Genomic DNA, 16,019 nt, shown 5'->3' on the forward strand with positions numbered 1-16,019 from the left:
GCGGCGGCGTGCCCGCTCGCATCCGGGGTGTTCGTCGACTTCTTGGTCGATCAATTGCGGCCACGGTCGGTTGCAAGAGACACAAAACATCAAGAAGCTCCACTGCACAAAACCGAGCGGCCTTTTTGTGTTTGATGATCGGGAATCCAGCCGCAGGCTCCCGCGATCCGAATAGGTCTACTGCGGCGCTCCCCACCTAAGCGTCAGGCCGATTGTGCGAGGGCGCAAAGGGGTGATGGCCTGGGCGTCGGGAAGGCGGAAAGGGTCGCTGTAGGCGAAGGTGTTGGCTTCGGTGTCGAACAGATTGTCCACGAAGATCGTCGCGGTCCAAGCCGACGCTTCGACGCCAAAGGCCAGTCTTCCCGTGCCGTAATCGCCCATACGATATTGTTGGCGTCCGTCGAACGTCAGGCGCGACGCGCCGACGTAGGAAAGGCCGCCGTCCGCAAGCAACGCCAAACGCACGCCCAGCGGACGACGCCAGCTGAAGCCGACATTCGCAGAAGCCCGAGGCACCCCCGGCAAACTCGCGTCTCGGCGGGAATCAAACCGCGCGCTGGGCGAGGTGATGCGTGGGTCGGCGACAAGCCCGTTGGCGAAAAGCTCAAGCGTCTCAGAGGGGCGCCAGTTGGCTTCGACCTCGAAGCCTTTGTCGGCGCCGTCGCCGACGTTGACGACATAGGCCAGGCCGCTGGGCAAAAACTGGTCGCTCTGCACATTGCGCCAGCGTGCGGCGTAGACGGCGGCGCGGAAGCGGGCGCGACCGTCCGCCGATCGGTACTTGGCCCCAAACTCGGCGTTCCATAGGCTGTCTGGCTTGTACTGGCGCGCCGGTGAATCGGATAGGCCGCTGAAGTCCTGGCCGATGACCCCGGCGGTGTTGAAGCCGCCGGCCCGGTGGCCTTGGCTGACCAAAGCGGACAGATTCAGGCGCTCGCTGGGCTGCCAGGCGAGGGCGATCTTGGGCGTGAAGCCGGCGGATTCCCCGCGTCCGTCGAACGATCGCGAGCGGCTGAACTGTCGAACCAGGGAGGTGGTGTCGTATTCAAGGGCGTAGTAGCGGGCCCCGGCGGTCAGGGTCAGGTCGTGGGGCAGGTCCAGCGACGCTTCGCCATATACGGCGGCCTCGTTCAGCCGGTCGCGCCGCGCCTCTGAATAGACCGTGCGAGGCTCGGGCGTCAGGGCGGACAGGACGGGATTGGTGCGTGTGGTGTTGGACGACACCAGACCGCCGGCCAACCAGCGCCAGCGACCGATATCGGGAGAGGCGAAGTTGGCCTCGCCGACGACCAGATGGATATCCTTGCCTTCGTCCAGCGCGCCGATGCGCCAGCCCGATCCAAAGCGACGAAGGGCGCTGGAGGCGTCATAGCGGCTTTTGAAACCATGCTCGACGACCGAGACCGAGGCGTTCAGCCGGCCCCAGGCGCCACGTCCCTCGATCGAGGCCGAGCCCTGGTCGAAGCGGTTCTGATGCGGTTCTCGAACCAGATTGGCGCGCCTCAAAGGGCCGAGGCCGCGATAGACGTAGTGGGTGTCCTCGGTGACGATGGACTGGTGAACGACGCCGGCGCGTGCCGTCCAGCCGGGCGCAATCTCCAGCGCGGCGGACAGCCGGCCGCCGCGCCGCGTGCCGTCATTGACCCGCCGCAGGTTCAGTTCGACGTCGTTGATATAGCCGCTGTAGGTCTCGCCATAGAGGGCTGCGCGGATCGCGGCGCGGTCGCCGGCGATAGGCAGGTTGGCGACCAGGCCATAGTCGGAGTTCCAGCCGCCGCCGTCAGTGCGCGACCGGGTCGCAGAGAGCGACAGAGATTCCTCGCCCATCGCCGGAGCCCGCGTGACGATACGCACGACGCCGCCGATGGGGCCGGTGCCGTACAGCGTACCTTGCGGGCCGCGCAGCACCTCGACCCGGTCGATGTCGATCAGCTTCAGGTCCGGGTCCGGAGCGGCGTATGTGAGCGGCGTCAGGTCGAGGTACAGGCCGACGGTGGATTGGGTCAGGCCGGTGAAGACGCCGTCCGATATGCCGCGCAGCAGGATCTTGTTCCGGCCGGGGCCGAGATTGGTCACAGTCATGCCGGACACGAGGCTGTCCAGTCCCTGCATGCCCGTGACCCCAGCACGGGTGATGCGATCGGCGCCGACCGCCGTCATTGCGGATGAAGAAGACTGGATCAGTTCGGGTCGGCGCGGGGCGGTCACGACGACTTCGCTGACTTGAGCCACGTCTTCCGGCGACGCCACAGCAGCGGCGGGGCGTGGGGCGATCGGTCGAGCGGGAGCGGGCGGTGCGCTTAGTTGCCTGCTGATGATCACAGCGCCGTCTTGGCGGATGGCGTAGCGACATCCGCTGCCCGCCAGCAATTGCGTAAGGGCCGCGTCCAGCGACATCCGGCCACTGATCGCTGGGCTGACGCCTGCACACGACGTCAGGCTGCCGCCCAGTGAAACGCGGGCCTGAAGCGCCAGGTCCAGCAGGGCGTCGTCTACGGACTGGCGCGGGATGTAGATGTCGAACAGACGCGCATCCGCCTGCGCCGGCGTGCTCAGGGCCGTCGTGGCGAGCAGAAAGAGACTGGGAAGAAGGGCGGCGGCGTGTGGCTTGGACCGGCCGAGGCGTTCGGGCCGCCCGCCCTTAACCGACCTCACGGGCGTTGACGCGGACTTCACGCGAAGATGCGTCCACGCGGACGGGGGCGAAATCCTGCAACTGCTTCAACATCACGGCCTCGTCGCCAATGCGAAGGGCGCCGGTGAACCGCAGCGCCCGAGCCGATGTCGATAGCACGACCGGCTTGTCGAGATAACGCGAAAGATCGTCCGCGACATCAGTCATCGGTCGGTTGCGATAGACGAGAACGCCTTGTCGCCAAGGTGAAGTCTGGTCCGGCGAAACCTGAGACAGGGCTGGGGCCTGCTCGTCGCTCTGCGCTAGCGCCTGACCGGCGACCAGGCGGACCTTGGGTGCGTTGACGGGTGTTACGGCGACGACGCCACGCTCCACGGCGACGGCGAAACGGTCGCCATGGTTCAGCACGTTGAAGGCGGTGCCCAGCACCTCGACCTGATGATCGCCGGCAGCGACGATGAACGGATGGGCAGGGTCGTGGGCGATGTCGAAGGCGGCTTCGCCTTCAGTCAGCGACACCGAGCGGTTGTCGCCGTCGAATCGGACGTCCAAGGTGGAATGGCGGTTTAGATAGACGTGCGATCCATCTTCGAGCGCGACCGTCAAGGGCGCGTCGGTGGTGGCGTAGATTTGCGAGCCCGGCGTCAGCCAAAGGAACAGGCCGACAGCCAGAGTTACGCTGGCGGCGATGCCGATCGCCGCGCCCAGCCAAAGCGAACGCGTCTTGAAGCGACGTGCACGCGCGGCGACGAGGTCGATGACAGGGGTCTCTGTCGGTGCGGATACGGCCGGGGCGTCCAGATCGACCCACAGGCGCTCGACGGCGTCATAGGCGGGGGCGTGGGTCGGCGACGCCTCCAGCCAGTCCTGGAATTCAAGCCAGGCGGATTCGGGCGCATCGTCGTCACGCAGGACGACGAACCAGTGCAGCGCCTTTTCCTCGATGTCGGTTTGTGCGGTCATCCGATCTCAGCCTGGAGGAACGCCGTGCAACGCGCCTCCTGATAGCAAGACGGCGCCGCCAAGCTTTCACCTTCAGACAAATTCCCCCAGGACGTGAAAAGAACCGGCATCACGGTTGAACCTTGCGGGAAAGAACGCGCAGCGCGTCCATCATGTGTTTCTCGACGGAACTGCGCGAAATGCCCAGTTGGACGGCGACGTCGGCATAGCTGACCCCATCGAACTTGTGCAGCCGAAAGACCGTCTGAGTCTTGGGCGGCAAAGTGTCCAGGGCGGCGAGAAGGCGCGCCAGTTTCTTGCGCCCAGCCACGACCGCCTCTGCCGAAGGGGCCGCGTCCAGGTCTTCGGCGGCGCCCGTCTCGTGGTTCAGCTGACGCCACTGGGCGTCGCGGTTGGCCGACCGCTGCCCTGACCGCCAGCGATCCATCAGCAGGTTGGAGGTCAGGCGAAATAGAAAGGCGCGAGGATTGTCCGGCGGCGGGTCGGGATCGAGCGTCGAGACCTTCAGATAGATGTCCTGCAACACATCATCGACATCGCCAGACGCGCCGCCCAGCCGCGCGCGGCAGAACCGGGCCAGATCCTCGCGCTGCTCAAGATAGGCGGCGATCAGGGGATGCGCGGCAGGCGCGGTCAAACGGGCGAAGTCCTCTCGTGCAGCCAAACAGGCCAAGACCTTCAATGCCGTGACGATTTTCATGAGGCAAGGGCTGGTCGGCGGCGTCCTTGTCATGAAGGCGCCGTGTTGCGGCGACGAGCAGGACCCAGATGCGCGCGTTTGCAGGACATGACGGCACGACGGCCCCGGTTCTTTCGGTCGGCTAGGGCGTCGTCGTGTTCGATCTCTGGCGCTCGGGCTTCATCCGCCGTCCCTTAAGCAGCTTCGTTGACCATGAGCCGCGCGCGGAAGAAATCGTCTGGCTGCCTGACTGCGGCCCTCATGCCTATGTCGCGGACCCGTTCGGGATCACCCGAGATGGCGTGCTGACCGTCTTCGTCGAGGCGTTCGACTATCATGTGCGCCGCGGCGAGATTCACTATCGCCAGTATGACGCCGACGACCGGCTGGTGAGGCAGGGCGTGGCCCTGTCCGAGCCCTGGCACCTGTCCTATCCGACCCTGATCGAGGACGGCGGCGAACTCTACATGCTGCCCGAAGGCTACAAGAGCGGCGGGCTGATCCTCTATCGCTGTGTCCGTTTCCCGGATCAGTGGGAGGCGGTGGCCCGCATCGGCGAGGCGGCGGCCGTCGACGCCACGGTGGTCAAGCACGACGGCCGGTGGTGGATGTTCCATGCGCTGCCCGGACCGGACGACCGGGCGATGCGCGAACTGCACATCGCCTGGGCCGACAGCCTGACGGGGCCTTGGACGCCGCATCACGCCAATCCGGTGCTGAGCGGTTTTCAGACCTCGCGTCCGGGCGGCTCGGCGTTCCTTCAGGACGGCGCGCTTCATCTGCCGGTTCAGGACTGCGCCGAGACCTATGGGGCGGCCATCAATCTGCTGCGGATCGATGTGTTGTCGCCAGACGCGTTTTCGGCGGTGGTCGTGAAACGGTTCGAGCCGGGCCATCTGCTGGACGGATACGGCGACGGCTTGCACACCCTCTCGGGTCACGGCGACATCACCTTCATCGACGTGAAGGGCATCCGCCAGTCGTCGGCGGAGCCATGGCTGAAGGCCGGCTTCAAGGCGCGTCGCCTGCTGGGCCTGAACGGGCCGCGCGGTCGCCGCGCCACCGGCGCCGCCGTCCATCCAAAGATTTTCCAGACCGCTTCCGTTCGGAAGGAAGGCTAGACCATGCGTATCGCCGTCGTTCTGCCGCGAGGCTGCACCTTCTGTCCGGACAAGACCAACTCGATGGAGACGGTGGTGCGCACCCTGTCCGCGCACAGCCGTTTGAACCGGTTGGTGACGCTGATCGCCGATGCCGGCGGGCCGACGCCGGCGGGCGTGCAGATGGTGACGGTGCCTGCCGGACTGGGCCGCAAGGCGCGAAACGCTGCGGTGGTTGACGTTCTGAAGAAACTGTCGCCGGACATCGTGGAATACCATCAGCAGCTGAAGGCGGCCTCGGAGCTGGCGAGACAACTGCCTGACGCGATCCACGTTCTTTATCGCCACACGCGGATCAAGCCGCCGCGCAACCTGATCGAAAGCCTGCGATATGGTCGACGCCTCGCGCGGTTCGACCGTCTGGTGTTCGTCAGCCGGGCGGCGGGTGAAGAGTTTGCCTCCGATTATCCGCGTCTGGCCGGGCGCGTATCGTCGGTTTGCAATCCGATCGAAAGCGACGCCTGGCGTGCATCGCCCGAGCAGCGCGAGAACCTGATCCTGTTTTCGGGGCGGGCGATGAGGGACAAAGGGCTGGACCTGTTCTGCGCAGCCCTGGCCGAGACGTTGGATCGTCATCCCGACTGGCGCGGCGCACTGATGCTGGGCGACTGGGACAAGCATCAGGACTGGGCCGCGCCGCAGGTGCAGATGCTGGAACGGTTTGGCGACCGGGTCGAAATCCACAAGTCGGCGTCGTTGGACGCGGTGCGGGCGATGACGCAGCGCGCCGCCATCGCGGTCACGCCTTCGCGGGTGCGCGAGGCCTTGGGATTGGCCGCGCTGGAAGCCCATGCGGCGGGCGCCGCCCTGATCTCGTCGGGACGCGGCGGCTTGCGCGAAGCCAGCGGCGAATATGCGCTGTATGTCGATGTCGAGGAGGCCGGCTCGTTGACAAGCGCCATGATGCGTCTGGTCGAAAATCCCGATGAACGTCTGGCCCTGGCGCGTGGCGGGCAGGCCTATGTCGAGCGGGTGCATTCGCCGGCCGCGCGCGCGGCCGAGCTGGATGCGTTGCGCGAGGCCTTGGTCGACAATGCGTTTGTCACGCCGAAGCCGCCGCTGCGGAGGCGTCCTCTGTTGGGGCCGGCGGCGTCGCTGACCCGGCTTCAGGGCTAGGCTTCAGCCTCTTCGGATAAAGCTGTCGTAAACGTGGGTGACCGCGTCGAACCGCACGCGCGTCGGCTGGTCGCCCAAGGGGGCAGCCTGGAAGTAGAGATCAATCAATCCTGCGGCAACGGGATCGGCGATCTTGTCGGTGTTCCAGCCCAGCAGAAGGCGACCGCCCGGGCGCAGGATGGCCGCCAGAGCCTTCAAGGCCTGCTGCTGCTGGTCGGGACTGTCGACGCCATAACCCAGCACGCCGTTGCAGACGACGGCGTCGAAGGTCAGGTCCGAGAACAGCCGATCCGCCTCGCATATGTCGCCGGTGCGGTGGCGACCTTCGCGGCCCCAGCGTGCGGCCGCCGGATCGATGTCGGTGGTCCAGACCTCGCCGCCCTGCGCCTCCAGCAAGGCGTAGTCGTCCAGAGTATACTCGCGGCAACCGACCCACATGATGCGCCCGCCGTCGGCCGCCAACGCTGGGACATAGCTGTCGGCCATCACCTGTCGGTCGGGCAGGGCGCGGATTCGCGCCGCCTTGGCGGACCGTCGCCTGCGGTCGGCGTCCTTACCGAAGATCAGACCCCTGACGAGCGTTCCCAGACCCACGTGCTTCCCCTTGGACTGTTCGATACGGTTGTTATCGAGGGGGCGGCGATCTGTCTCGCGCTTTTCCGGGCGTTTCGGATCGCCGGGCTTTGATGTGGCGAAACGACCGCCTACTGACGGCGCATGATCCAGGACGCTCCTCCCCCCGTCACGCCCACCGCCTTGCCCGAGATCGTCGTCACCGCCGCGCGTCTGCCGCCGGCGGCGGCTGATGCTGCGTTTTCTGTGGTGCGGATCGATGAGGGGGTCTTGTCTCGGTCGTCGCGTCTGGACGAGGCGCTACGGTCCGTGCCGGCGGTGTCGCTGTTTCGACGCACCAGCAGCGCGGCGGCCAACCCGACGACGCAAGGGATTTCGTTGAGGGCCATTGCGCCGTCCGGGGCAGGTCGGACGCTGGTGCTGCTGGATGGCGTGCCGCTGAACGATCCGTTCGGCGGCTGGGTCATCTGGTCCCAGGCGACGCCGGAATCTCTGGAGAGCCTGGATGTGATCCGGGGGGCGGGCTCGGGCCCCTATGGCGCGGGCGCGCTGACGGGCACGATCACCCTGCGTGAACGCGCGAAAGGCGGCGCGGTGGATGTGTCCGCGTCCGAGCGCGGCGGGTTGCGGGCGGCGGGGTCCGCCTCCACGCGACTGGGACCTCTGGCGGTGACGTTGAGCGGGTTGCGCGAAGTCAGCGACGGCTATGTGCCGGTGCGCGGGCCGGCGGCAGGCGCCGCGGACACGCCGCTGGATCTCGACAGCCGAAGTGCAGCGCTGCGCGTCGATACGGCCTTGGGACAGGCGAACCTGTCGGTCAGGGCGGCGAACTGGGAGGAGGATCGCGGATCGGGTCTGGCCGGAACGCGCGCCAACGCCAGCGGGCACAGCCTGAGCGCCACGGCGGCTCAGACGCCGTCGGCCGACGGCTATGGCTGGCGGCTGCAGGCATGGCGGATCGACAGTAATCTGGCCAACAGTTCGGCCTCAGTGTCGGCCGATCGATCGACCACGACGCCGGCCAACGATCAGTTCAAGACGCCCGCGACGGGATGGGGACTGAACGCGGCGCTGCGCCGCCGCATGACCGATTTCGCGGGCGGACGGCTAGAGTGGGAGGTGGGCGCCGATGCGCGCTTCAACTACGGCGAAACCAACGAACTGTTCAGCAATCCGACAGGAGCCGGCTTCACCCGCATTCGGCGTGCGGGCGGGGAGACGGCGGTGGCCGGGGCCTATGTCGATGCGTCCTGGACCGCGGCCGACTGGCTGGTGGCCGGCGGACTGCGGGTGGATCGGTGGGAGAATGCCGGCGGATTCCGTCAGGAGAACACGCTGGCGACCGGCGCGGTCTTGCTGAACGAAAGTGATCCGGATCGGTCGGGCGAGGTGGTCAGCGCGCGTCTGGCCCTTCGGCGTGATCTGGGCGGCGGCTATGCGGCGCGGGCGGCGGCCTATTCCGGATTCCGGCCGGCGACGCTGAACGAACTGCACCGGCCGTTCCGCGTCGGCAACGACATCACCGAGGCCAACGCCGCCCTGACGCCGGAAACGCTAAAGGGCGTGGAGACGGGATTGGCCTTCGACCGCGAGGGCATGCGTTGGGGTGCGTCGGTGTTCTGGAATCAGATCGAAGACGCCATCGTCAATGTGACGCTCGGGTCCGGGCCGGCGACCTTCCCGCGCGCCGGGTTCGTGCCGGCGGGCGGCGTGCTGCGCCAGCGCCAGAACGCCGGGACCATCGACGCCTGGGGCGTGGAACTGACGGGGGCGCTGGACCTGTCGTCAGCCGTGTCGCTGAACGCCGCTGCGTCCTGGACCGACGCCGAGATCGACGGCGGATCGTCCGCCGCGCAGCTGACCGGCCTGCGTCCCGCCCAGGCGCCGGAATGGAGCGCGACCGCTGGGTTGGATTGGCGCGCGACCGATCGACTGACCCTGGCCCTGGCGGCGCGTTATGAATCGAGCCGGTTCGACGACGACCTGAACAGCCGGGTGCTGGACGCCGCCGTGACGCTGGATGCGCGTGCGGAGTGGGCCTTCACGCCGAACGCGACCCTCTGGATGGCGGCGGACAATCTGTTCGACGAGGATGTCGAGGTGTCGGAAACGGGCACGGGCGTCGCCGGATACGGCCCGCCGAGAACGCTCAGCGTCGGTTTGCGCCTGAGCTATTGAGGGGGATGACCGGCGGTCTTATCGACCAGGTTTTTGCGCGACGCACAGATTTCGTCCGCCCAAAGGGTGAAAATGACCTTCAATGCTGTTGCGCGAGGGCGCTGGCGCGCTAAGCGCTAAAGGCGGTCGATCCACGGCCGCTGATCCCAACGACGAGCCTGTCATGTCCGAAGAATTCTACCGCATGAAGCGGTTGCCGCCCTATGTCATCGCCGAGACCAATGCGATGCGCGCGGCGGCCCGTGCGGCGGGCGAGGACGTGATCGATCTGGGGATGGGCAACCCCGATCTGCCGCCGCCCCAGCATGTGATCGACAAATTGATCGAGGTGGCCAGGAAGCCCGACGCCCACGGCTATTCGGCGTCACGCGGTATCCCCGGCCTGCGCCGCGCCCAAGCCAACTATTACGGCCGCCGCTTCGGCGTCGATGTGGATCCCGAGACCGAGGTGATCGTCACCATGGGCTCCAAGGAGGGCCTGGCCAGCCTGGCCACCGCCATCACCGAGCCGGGCGATGTGATCCTGGCGCCCAATCCGTCCTATCCGATCCACACCTTCGGCTTCATCATCGCCGGGGCTGCGATCCGCAGCGTGCCAACGACGCCGGACGAGAAGTATTTCGAGGCGCTGGAGCGGGCCATGGCCTTCACCGTGCCGCGACCCAAGATCCTGGTCATGAACTATCCGTCGAACCCGACGGCGGAGACGGTCGATCTTGCCTTCTACGAACGCGTCGTGGACTTCGCCAAGGCGAACGATCTGTGGATCATCAGCGACCTGGCCTATTCGGAGCTCTATTACGACGGCAAGCCGACGGTCTCCATCCTCCAGGTCCCGGGCGCCAAGGACGTGGCGATCGAGTTCACCTCCCTGTCGAAGACCTACAGCATGGCCGGTTGGCGCATGGGGTTTGCCGTCGGCAACAAGAAGCTGATCGCGGCGATGACGCGGGTGAAATCCTACCTCGACTACGGCGCCTTCACGCCGATCCAGGCGGCGGCGTGCGCCGCGCTGAACGGGCCGCAGGACATCGTCGAGCAGAACCGCAAACTCTATCACCGCCGTCGCGACGTGCTGGTCGAGAGCTTCGGCCGCGCGGGCTGGGACATTCCCAAGCCGGCCGCCTCCATGTTCGCCTGGGCGCCCTTGCCGCCGGCGCTGAAGCATTTGGGCAGTCTGGAGTTTTCCAAGCAGTTGCTGACCCACGCAAAGGTCGCGGTGGCGGCGGGCGTGGGCTATGGCGAGAACGGCGAGGGCTTCGTACGCATCGCCATGGTCGAGAACGAGCAGCGCATCCGCCAGGCCGCGCGCAACATCAAATCCTATCTGAAATCGCAGGGCGTCAATGTGCCGCCCAGCCGGGAAGACTGACTATGCCCTCCGGACTGATCGCGCTGCTGGACGACGTCGCCGGCATCGCAAAGCTGGCGGCCGCGTCGCTGGATGACGTGGGCGCGGCGGCGGGCAAGGCCTCGACCAAGGCCGCCGGCGTGGTGGTGGACGATGCGGCGGTGACGCCGCGCTATGTCATGGGCCTGTCGCCCAGCCGCGAGCTGCCGATCATCAGCAAGATCGCGCTCGGGTCGTTTCGCAACAAGCTGATCTTCATCCTGCCGGTGGCCCTGGTGCTCAGCGCCTTCGCGCCCTGGGCCATCACCCCGATCCTGATGTGCGGCGGGACCTATCTGTGTTTCGAGGGGGCGGAAAAGTTGCTGGAGGCGATGGGGCATGGCGGGCATGGTGATGCGGAGCCGATCGCCGGGGATGCGGCGGCGCTGGAGAAGACGACGGTGTCGGGGGCGGTACGCACCGACCTGATCCTGTCGGCCGAGATCATGGCCATCGCCCTGGCCGATGTGGCGGCGCAGCCGATACTGACCCAGGCCGCTGTGCTGGCGGTGGTCGGCATCGCCATGACCGTCGTCGTCTATGGCGCGGTCGGCCTGATCGTGAAGATGGACGACATCGGCCTGCATCTGGCCCAGCGGCCCAATGGCGGGGTGCGCGCCTTGGGGCGGGGTCTGGTCAAGGGCATGCCGATGGTGATGAGCGCCCTGTCGGCGATCGGCACGGCGGCCATGCTGTGGGTCGGCGGCGGCATTTTGCTGCATGGTTCCCATACGCTGGGGCTGCACTGGCCGGCGGTACCGGTCGAGCATCTGTCGCATGCCGTCGGCGAACTGTTCGGGCCGTTGGCCGGCGTGATGAGCTGGCTGACGACGGCGGTGGCCTCGGCCGTGATCGGGCTGATCGTCGGCGGGGCGGTGGTGCTGGTCCTGCATCAGGTCGCGCGCCTGCGCTCCAGGGAATCGCACTAGGAGCGAGCCGGGCTGTCACGCGGGCGCCATCCGCAACAGCTAGAGGCCGCACGGCTGTTGTTGGAGTTGTTCATGTCCCTGTCGCGTCACGTCGCCGCCGCGTGTCTGGCCGTCTTGTCGATCGCTGGCGCCGCCTGTGCGGGCGCGCCGGTCGCCCAGCCGGCGGTTCAGGCCGCTGCGCCGCAGTCGTCGCTCGCGGCCCTTACGCCGCCCAAACTGATCGTGACCATCGTGGTCGATCAGTTCAGCGCCAACCTCTTCAACCAGTATCGCAGCCGCTACAGCGGCGGCCTGCGCCGGTTGGCCGACCAGGGACTGGTGTCGATCAACGGCTATCAGACCCACGGTCTGACCGAGACCTGCCCCGGCCACTCCACGGTTCTGACCGGCATGCACCCGGCCGAGACCGGCATTCCCGCCAACGATTGGATCGACGGCAAGACCGGCAAGGAAGTCTATTGCCTGGCCGCGCCGCAGAACCATCTGGCGCACGGGCGCGACGACACCGACAACGGGCCAGTGGGACCGGATCAGCTGCGCGCGACGACGCTGGGCGACTGGCTGAAGGCCGTCAGCCCGGACAGCAAGGTCATGGCGGTGTCGGGCAAGGATCGCGGGGCGATCAATCTGGCCGGTCATCAGGGGCAGGCCTTCTGGTTCACTGACGGGTTTGGATTGACGACCTATGTCGAGCCCGGTCAGACGGCCGAGACAAAGCTGGCACCGGTTGCGGCGTTCAACCGTGACTTCAACGCCTGGACGGCGGCGACGCCGACAGCCTGGGACTATCAGAACGCGGACTGCCGGGCGCTGGCGGGCGACTGGACCATTCGCGGCCAGACCTTCCATTCGGTGCTGCCGCCGGCGGGGCTGAAGTTCGACACCTCGCCATTGCTGGACGAGCAGACGCTGAAGGCGGCGGAATATCTGCTGGACAGCCAGAAGCTGGGGCAGGGGACGGCGACCGACATGCTGGGCGTCAGCCTGTCGGCCACCGACCGGATCGGCCATATGTACGGCACCCAAGGGCCGGAGATGTGCGAGCAGATGCACCGGCTGGATACGGCGCTGGGCGCCTTCCTGGATAAGCTGGCCGAGGTTCCGGGCGGCGCGCTGGTGGTTTTGACGGCGGATCACGGCGGTTCGGACTTCGTCGAGCGCCTGCATGAGCATGGCTATCCGCAGGCGCACCGCGCCGATACCGATGCGATCAAGGGCGTCAACGCCGCGCTGAAGGCGCGCTTTAACCTGGGTGCCGATCCGCTGCAGTCCGGCGGAAGCGGCTGGATGGTCGCCGATGCGGATCACAGGTCGCTGCCCGATCCGTTGCGGACACAGGTGGCGGAGGCGGCGGTCGAGATGCTGCGCGCCCTGCCTGAAGTGGCCTTCGCCGAGACGCGCGACCGGCTGCTGGCCGAGCCTCTGCCGGATAGCCGGCAGCCCGAGATGATGACGGTGCGCGAGCGGATGCGACTGTCGACCGTCGCCGAGCGATCGCCCGACATCCAGTTCGCCTGGACCCAGAACACCACCTCGGGCGGCCGCGTCGGCTCGACCCTGGCCGGACACGGCACGCCGTGGGAATATGACCGGCGCGTGCCGATCATCTTCTGGTGGCCAGGCGCCAAGGCCGAGGAGCGGTTTCTGCCGATCCGGACCGTCGATATCGCCCCGACCCTCGCCCATGTGATCGGCGTCCCCGCGCCGCAGGTGGAGGGCCGGTGCATCGATCTGAACGGGTTCGCCGTTGCGACTTGCGGGGCGGCGGCCAGATAAACTCCTGTTTCCGGCCGTCAACTCATGTTTCCTGAGGGGAAGGCGGCCTTACGCAGCGCAGGTTTCGTTGGCAGAAGAGGGCGAAATCGCCCAGGCGGCCCCGTTTTGCCGTCCGAGGGAGCCAACAGGAAACGTCATGAACCGAGCCCGTCGCGCGCGCATCGTCGCCACCCTGGGACCCGCCAGCCGTGCGCCCAGCACCGTCAAGGCGCTGGCCCAGGCGGGGGTGGATGTCTTTCGCCTGAACTTCAGCCACGGGTCGCATGAGGATCACGCCGCCGCGTTGAAGGCGGTGCGCGGCGCCGAAATGGCGTTGCAGCGTCCGCTGGGCGTGTTGGCCGACCTTCAAGGGCCGAAGCTGCGTTTGGGCCGGTTCAAGGACGTCGAGATCTCGGTCAAGCCGGGCCACACCATGCGTTTCGATCTGGACCCGACGCCCGGCGACGAGACGCGGGTGCAGATGCCGCATCCCGAAATCTTCAAGGCGCTGCGCAAAGGCATGCTGCTGCTTCTGGACGACGGCCGGGTGCGGCTGCGTGTAGGCGAGCGGACCGACGAGTGGGCCGATGTGACGGTCGAGAGCGGCTCGAAGCTGTCGGACCGCAAGGGCGTGGCGGTGCCGGAGGCGGTGATCCCGGTCTCGGCCCTGACGCCCAAGGACCGTGAGGACCTGGCCTTCGCCCTACGGATGGGCGTGGATTGGGTGGCGCTCAGCTTCGTGCAGAAGCCCGAGGACATGGCCGAGCTGAAGCGGATCGTGAATGGTCAGGCGGCCTGCCTCGCCAAGATCGAGAAGCCGGCGGCCCTGGCCGATCTCGAAGCCATCCTCGACTATTGCGACGGGGTGATGGTGGCGCGCGGCGATCTGGGCGTCGAGCTGGATCCCGAGGACGTGCCGGTGGCGCAAAAGCAGATCGTGCGCGCGGCCCGCAATCGCGGCGTGCCTGTGATCGTCGCCACCCAGATGCTGGAATCTATGACCAGCGCCCCGGCCCCGACCCGCGCCGAGGCGACCGATGTGGCCAATGCGGTCTATGAAGGCGCGGACGCCCTGATGCTGTCGGCCGAGACCGCGTCGGGCGACTATCCGCTGGAATCCGTCGGCATCATGAGCCGGATCATAGAGCGCGTCGAACGCGATCCGATGTGGCCCAGCCTGATGGGCGCCGAACACGCCGGCATGGACGAGCATGACGTGGATGCCCTGGTCGGCGCGGCGCGGATGGCGGCGAATGCGCCTTCGACCGGCTGTCTGGTGGTGTTCACGACCCTGGGCGGCACGGCGCGGCGGATGGCGCGCGAGCGGCCGCTGAAGCCGATCCTCGTGCTGACGCCCAATCCCAACACCGCGCGGCGGCTGGCCCTGGTCTGGGGGCTGGAGCCGCGTCTGGGCGAGCAGCCGGACTCGCTGGAGGCCGTGACGGACGACGCCGTCAACAGTGCGGTCAAATACGGTCTGGCCGAGCCGGGCCAGCGCATCCTGATCCTGGCCGGCACGCCGTTCGGGGCGCCTGGCGCGGCCAACCTGCTGCGACTGGCCCACGCGCCTGCGGCGACGTCGAAGGGCCGCAAGAAGAGCTAGAGCGCGATCTCGCGGCGCTCCGCCGCGCTACGCAGACCGGCGTCGAGGATGCGCATGACGGTCAGGGCCTGATCGGCGGGCACCGGCGGCGGTCCCTCGCCGAGGATCGCATCGCGCATGGCGGCGTAGAAGGCGGGATAGTCGCCGCGCTCGGGCGTCGGCGTGGTGCGGACGGTGTCGCCGTCGATCTGTTTCGTCAGCACGCCGGGCGAAGGATCGACGCCCCAGTCCGCGTCGCCGGGACGCAGGCCGGCCTTGGACTGCCCCTCTTGGGCGTCGAGGCCGCGTTTGATGAAACTGCCAGCCGTGCCGTGGACGGCGTAGCGGAGGCTGGCCTCGGCGGCGAGGTGGCTCATGTTCAGGATGACGCGCAGCCGGTCGTAGCGGAGCAGGACGTGGGCGTAGTCGATGGCCTTGGCGCCGACACGTTGGGCCTGGAGGTCGGCATAGATGGCCAGGGGCGGGCCGAACAGCTGAACCGCCTGGTCGATCAGGTGCGGGCCCAGGTCGGCCCAGACGCCGCCGTCCCGCTGGTCCTTCCAGCGGTCGGTGACGGTGGGGCGGAAGCGGTCGTAGTGGCTTTCGAATACGGCGACTTCGCCGAGTTCCCCCTGGTCGATCACGCGGCGCAGGGTCAGGAAGTCGGCGTCCCAACGGCGGTTCTGGAAGACGCTGAACACGCCGGGCGCATCGGCGGCGACGGCGGCGACGGCTTGGGCGTCGGCCAGGGTGGCGGCGAAGGGCTTGTCCACCACCACCGACTTGCCGGCCCTCAGCGCGGCGATCGACTGTTCGGCGTGCAGGGCGTCGGGGCTGGCGACGACGATCAGGCCGATGTCGTCGCGAGCTAGGGCGGCGTCCAGATCGGGGAGGACCGCGACGTCGGGCAGGTCGGCGTGGACCGCTTCGGGCCGGGACGAGACGACGGCGATCAGGCGCAGGCCGGGGGTCGCCGCGATCAGGGGGGCGTGGAAGGTCTGGCCCGCCAAGCCGTAGCCGACGACGGCGACGCCGATGGGTGTATTGGAGGTCATGCCC

12 protein-coding genes are annotated in these 16,019 nt (G+C 67.5%); 7 read left to right on the top strand and 5 right to left on the bottom strand.

Annotated features, from left to right (window positions below; all coding sequences use genetic code 11):
• Nucleotides 1-177 precede the first annotated feature (177 nt).
• The 3 genes from AC3WRC_RS02350 to AC3WRC_RS02360 form a co-directional block, all read right to left on the bottom strand.
• A complete protein-coding gene (locus tag AC3WRC_RS02350; protein ID WP_492302765.1) occupies nt 178-2,655 on the bottom strand; it encodes a TonB-dependent receptor in 2,478 nt (825 codons plus the stop codon).
• Nucleotides 2,642-3,598 carry a FecR family protein gene (locus tag AC3WRC_RS02355; protein WP_492302766.1) on the bottom strand — a complete coding sequence of 319 codons (957 nt, stop codon included), beginning with the start codon at nt 3,596-3,598 and terminating at the stop codon, nt 2,642-2,644. The genes AC3WRC_RS02350 and AC3WRC_RS02355 overlap by 14 nt, the downstream gene beginning before the upstream one ends.
• Before the next feature lie 109 nt (nt 3,599-3,707).
• Nucleotides 3,708-4,235, bottom strand: a complete 528-nt coding sequence (locus tag AC3WRC_RS02360; RefSeq protein WP_492302767.1) for an RNA polymerase sigma factor — start codon at nt 4,233-4,235, stop codon at nt 3,708-3,710.
• Nucleotides 4,236-4,432: 197 nt separating this feature from the next.
• On the opposite strand from AC3WRC_RS02360, the gene AC3WRC_RS02365 reads away from it, so the two are divergent.
• Together AC3WRC_RS02365 and AC3WRC_RS02370 are read left to right on the top strand one after the other, a co-directional pair.
• Nucleotides 4,433-5,398, top strand: a complete 966-nt coding sequence (locus AC3WRC_RS02365) for a glucosamine inositolphosphorylceramide transferase family protein (RefSeq protein WP_492302768.1) — start codon at nt 4,433-4,435, stop codon at nt 5,396-5,398.
• 3 nt (nt 5,399-5,401) lie between these two features.
• Nucleotides 5,402-6,553 carry a glycosyltransferase family 4 protein gene (locus tag AC3WRC_RS02370; RefSeq protein ID WP_492302769.1) on the top strand — a complete coding sequence of 384 codons (1,152 nt, stop codon included), beginning with the start codon at nt 5,402-5,404 and terminating at the stop codon, nt 6,551-6,553.
• Nucleotides 6,554-6,556: 3 nt separating this feature from the next.
• Here AC3WRC_RS02370 and AC3WRC_RS02375 read toward each other — a convergent pair whose 3' ends face one another.
• Nucleotides 6,557-7,147: a class I SAM-dependent methyltransferase gene (locus AC3WRC_RS02375; protein WP_492302770.1), complete on the bottom strand. Its 591-nt coding sequence runs from the start codon at nt 7,145-7,147 to the stop codon at nt 6,557-6,559.
• Nucleotides 7,148-7,270: 123 nt separating this feature from the next.
• Here AC3WRC_RS02375 and AC3WRC_RS02380 point away from each other — a divergent pair, with 123 nt between their 5' ends.
• From AC3WRC_RS02380 to pyk, 5 genes are all read left to right on the top strand, one after another.
• Nucleotides 7,271-9,304, top strand: a complete 2,034-nt coding sequence (locus AC3WRC_RS02380) for a TonB-dependent receptor (protein WP_492302771.1) — start codon at nt 7,271-7,273, stop codon at nt 9,302-9,304.
• 163 nt (nt 9,305-9,467) lie between these two features.
• Nucleotides 9,468-10,676: an LL-diaminopimelate aminotransferase gene (locus tag AC3WRC_RS02385; RefSeq protein ID WP_055753360.1), complete on the top strand. Its 1,209-nt coding sequence runs from the start codon at nt 9,468-9,470 to the stop codon at nt 10,674-10,676.
• A 2-nt stretch (nt 10,677-10,678) separates the two neighbouring features.
• Complete coding sequence (locus AC3WRC_RS02390; protein ID WP_492302772.1) at nt 10,679-11,623, top strand: DUF808 domain-containing protein; 945 nt, start codon at nt 10,679-10,681, stop codon at nt 11,621-11,623.
• A gap of 72 nt (nt 11,624-11,695) precedes the next feature.
• Complete coding sequence (locus AC3WRC_RS02395; RefSeq protein ID WP_313007799.1) at nt 11,696-13,399, top strand: alkaline phosphatase family protein; 1,704 nt, start codon at nt 11,696-11,698, stop codon at nt 13,397-13,399.
• 136 nt (nt 13,400-13,535) lie between these two features.
• The gene (gene pyk / locus AC3WRC_RS02400; protein WP_055753148.1) at nt 13,536-14,981 is read left to right on the top strand and encodes a pyruvate kinase; all 1,446 of its coding nucleotides are present in this window, start codon (nt 13,536-13,538) and stop codon (nt 14,979-14,981) included.
• On the opposite strand, the gene AC3WRC_RS02405 is transcribed toward pyk, so the two are convergent.
• The gene (locus AC3WRC_RS02405; RefSeq protein WP_492302773.1) at nt 14,978-16,015 is read right to left on the bottom strand and encodes an oxidoreductase; all 1,038 of its coding nucleotides are present in this window, start codon (nt 16,013-16,015) and stop codon (nt 14,978-14,980) included. The genes pyk and AC3WRC_RS02405 overlap by 4 nt on opposite strands.
• Between the last annotated feature and the right edge of the window lie 4 nt (nt 16,016-16,019).

This window comes from Brevundimonas sp. EU05-FHT14B07, from assembly GCF_058790795.1.

What these genes read in the sequence shown, in the direction of transcription:
- AC3WRC_RS02355 (WP_492302766.1), bottom strand. Translation starts at nt 3,598, where the DNA reads ATGACCGCACAAACCGACATCGAGGAAAAGGCGCTGCACTGGTTCGTC.
- AC3WRC_RS02370 (WP_492302769.1), top strand. Translation starts at nt 5,402, where the DNA reads ATGCGTATCGCCGTCGTTCTGCCGCGAGGCTGCACCTTCTGTCCGGAC.
- AC3WRC_RS02380 (WP_492302771.1), top strand. Translation starts at nt 7,271, where the DNA reads ATGATCCAGGACGCTCCTCCCCCCGTCACGCCCACCGCCTTGCCCGAG.
- AC3WRC_RS02385 (WP_055753360.1), top strand. Translation starts at nt 9,468, where the DNA reads ATGTCCGAAGAATTCTACCGCATGAAGCGGTTGCCGCCCTATGTCATC.
- AC3WRC_RS02390 (WP_492302772.1), top strand. Translation starts at nt 10,679, where the DNA reads ATGCCCTCCGGACTGATCGCGCTGCTGGACGACGTCGCCGGCATCGCA.
- AC3WRC_RS02395 (WP_313007799.1), top strand. Translation starts at nt 11,696, where the DNA reads ATGTCCCTGTCGCGTCACGTCGCCGCCGCGTGTCTGGCCGTCTTGTCG.
- pyk (WP_055753148.1), top strand. Translation starts at nt 13,536, where the DNA reads ATGAACCGAGCCCGTCGCGCGCGCATCGTCGCCACCCTGGGACCCGCC.
- AC3WRC_RS02405 (WP_492302773.1), bottom strand. Translation starts at nt 16,015, where the DNA reads ATGACCTCCAATACACCCATCGGCGTCGCCGTCGTCGGCTACGGCTTG.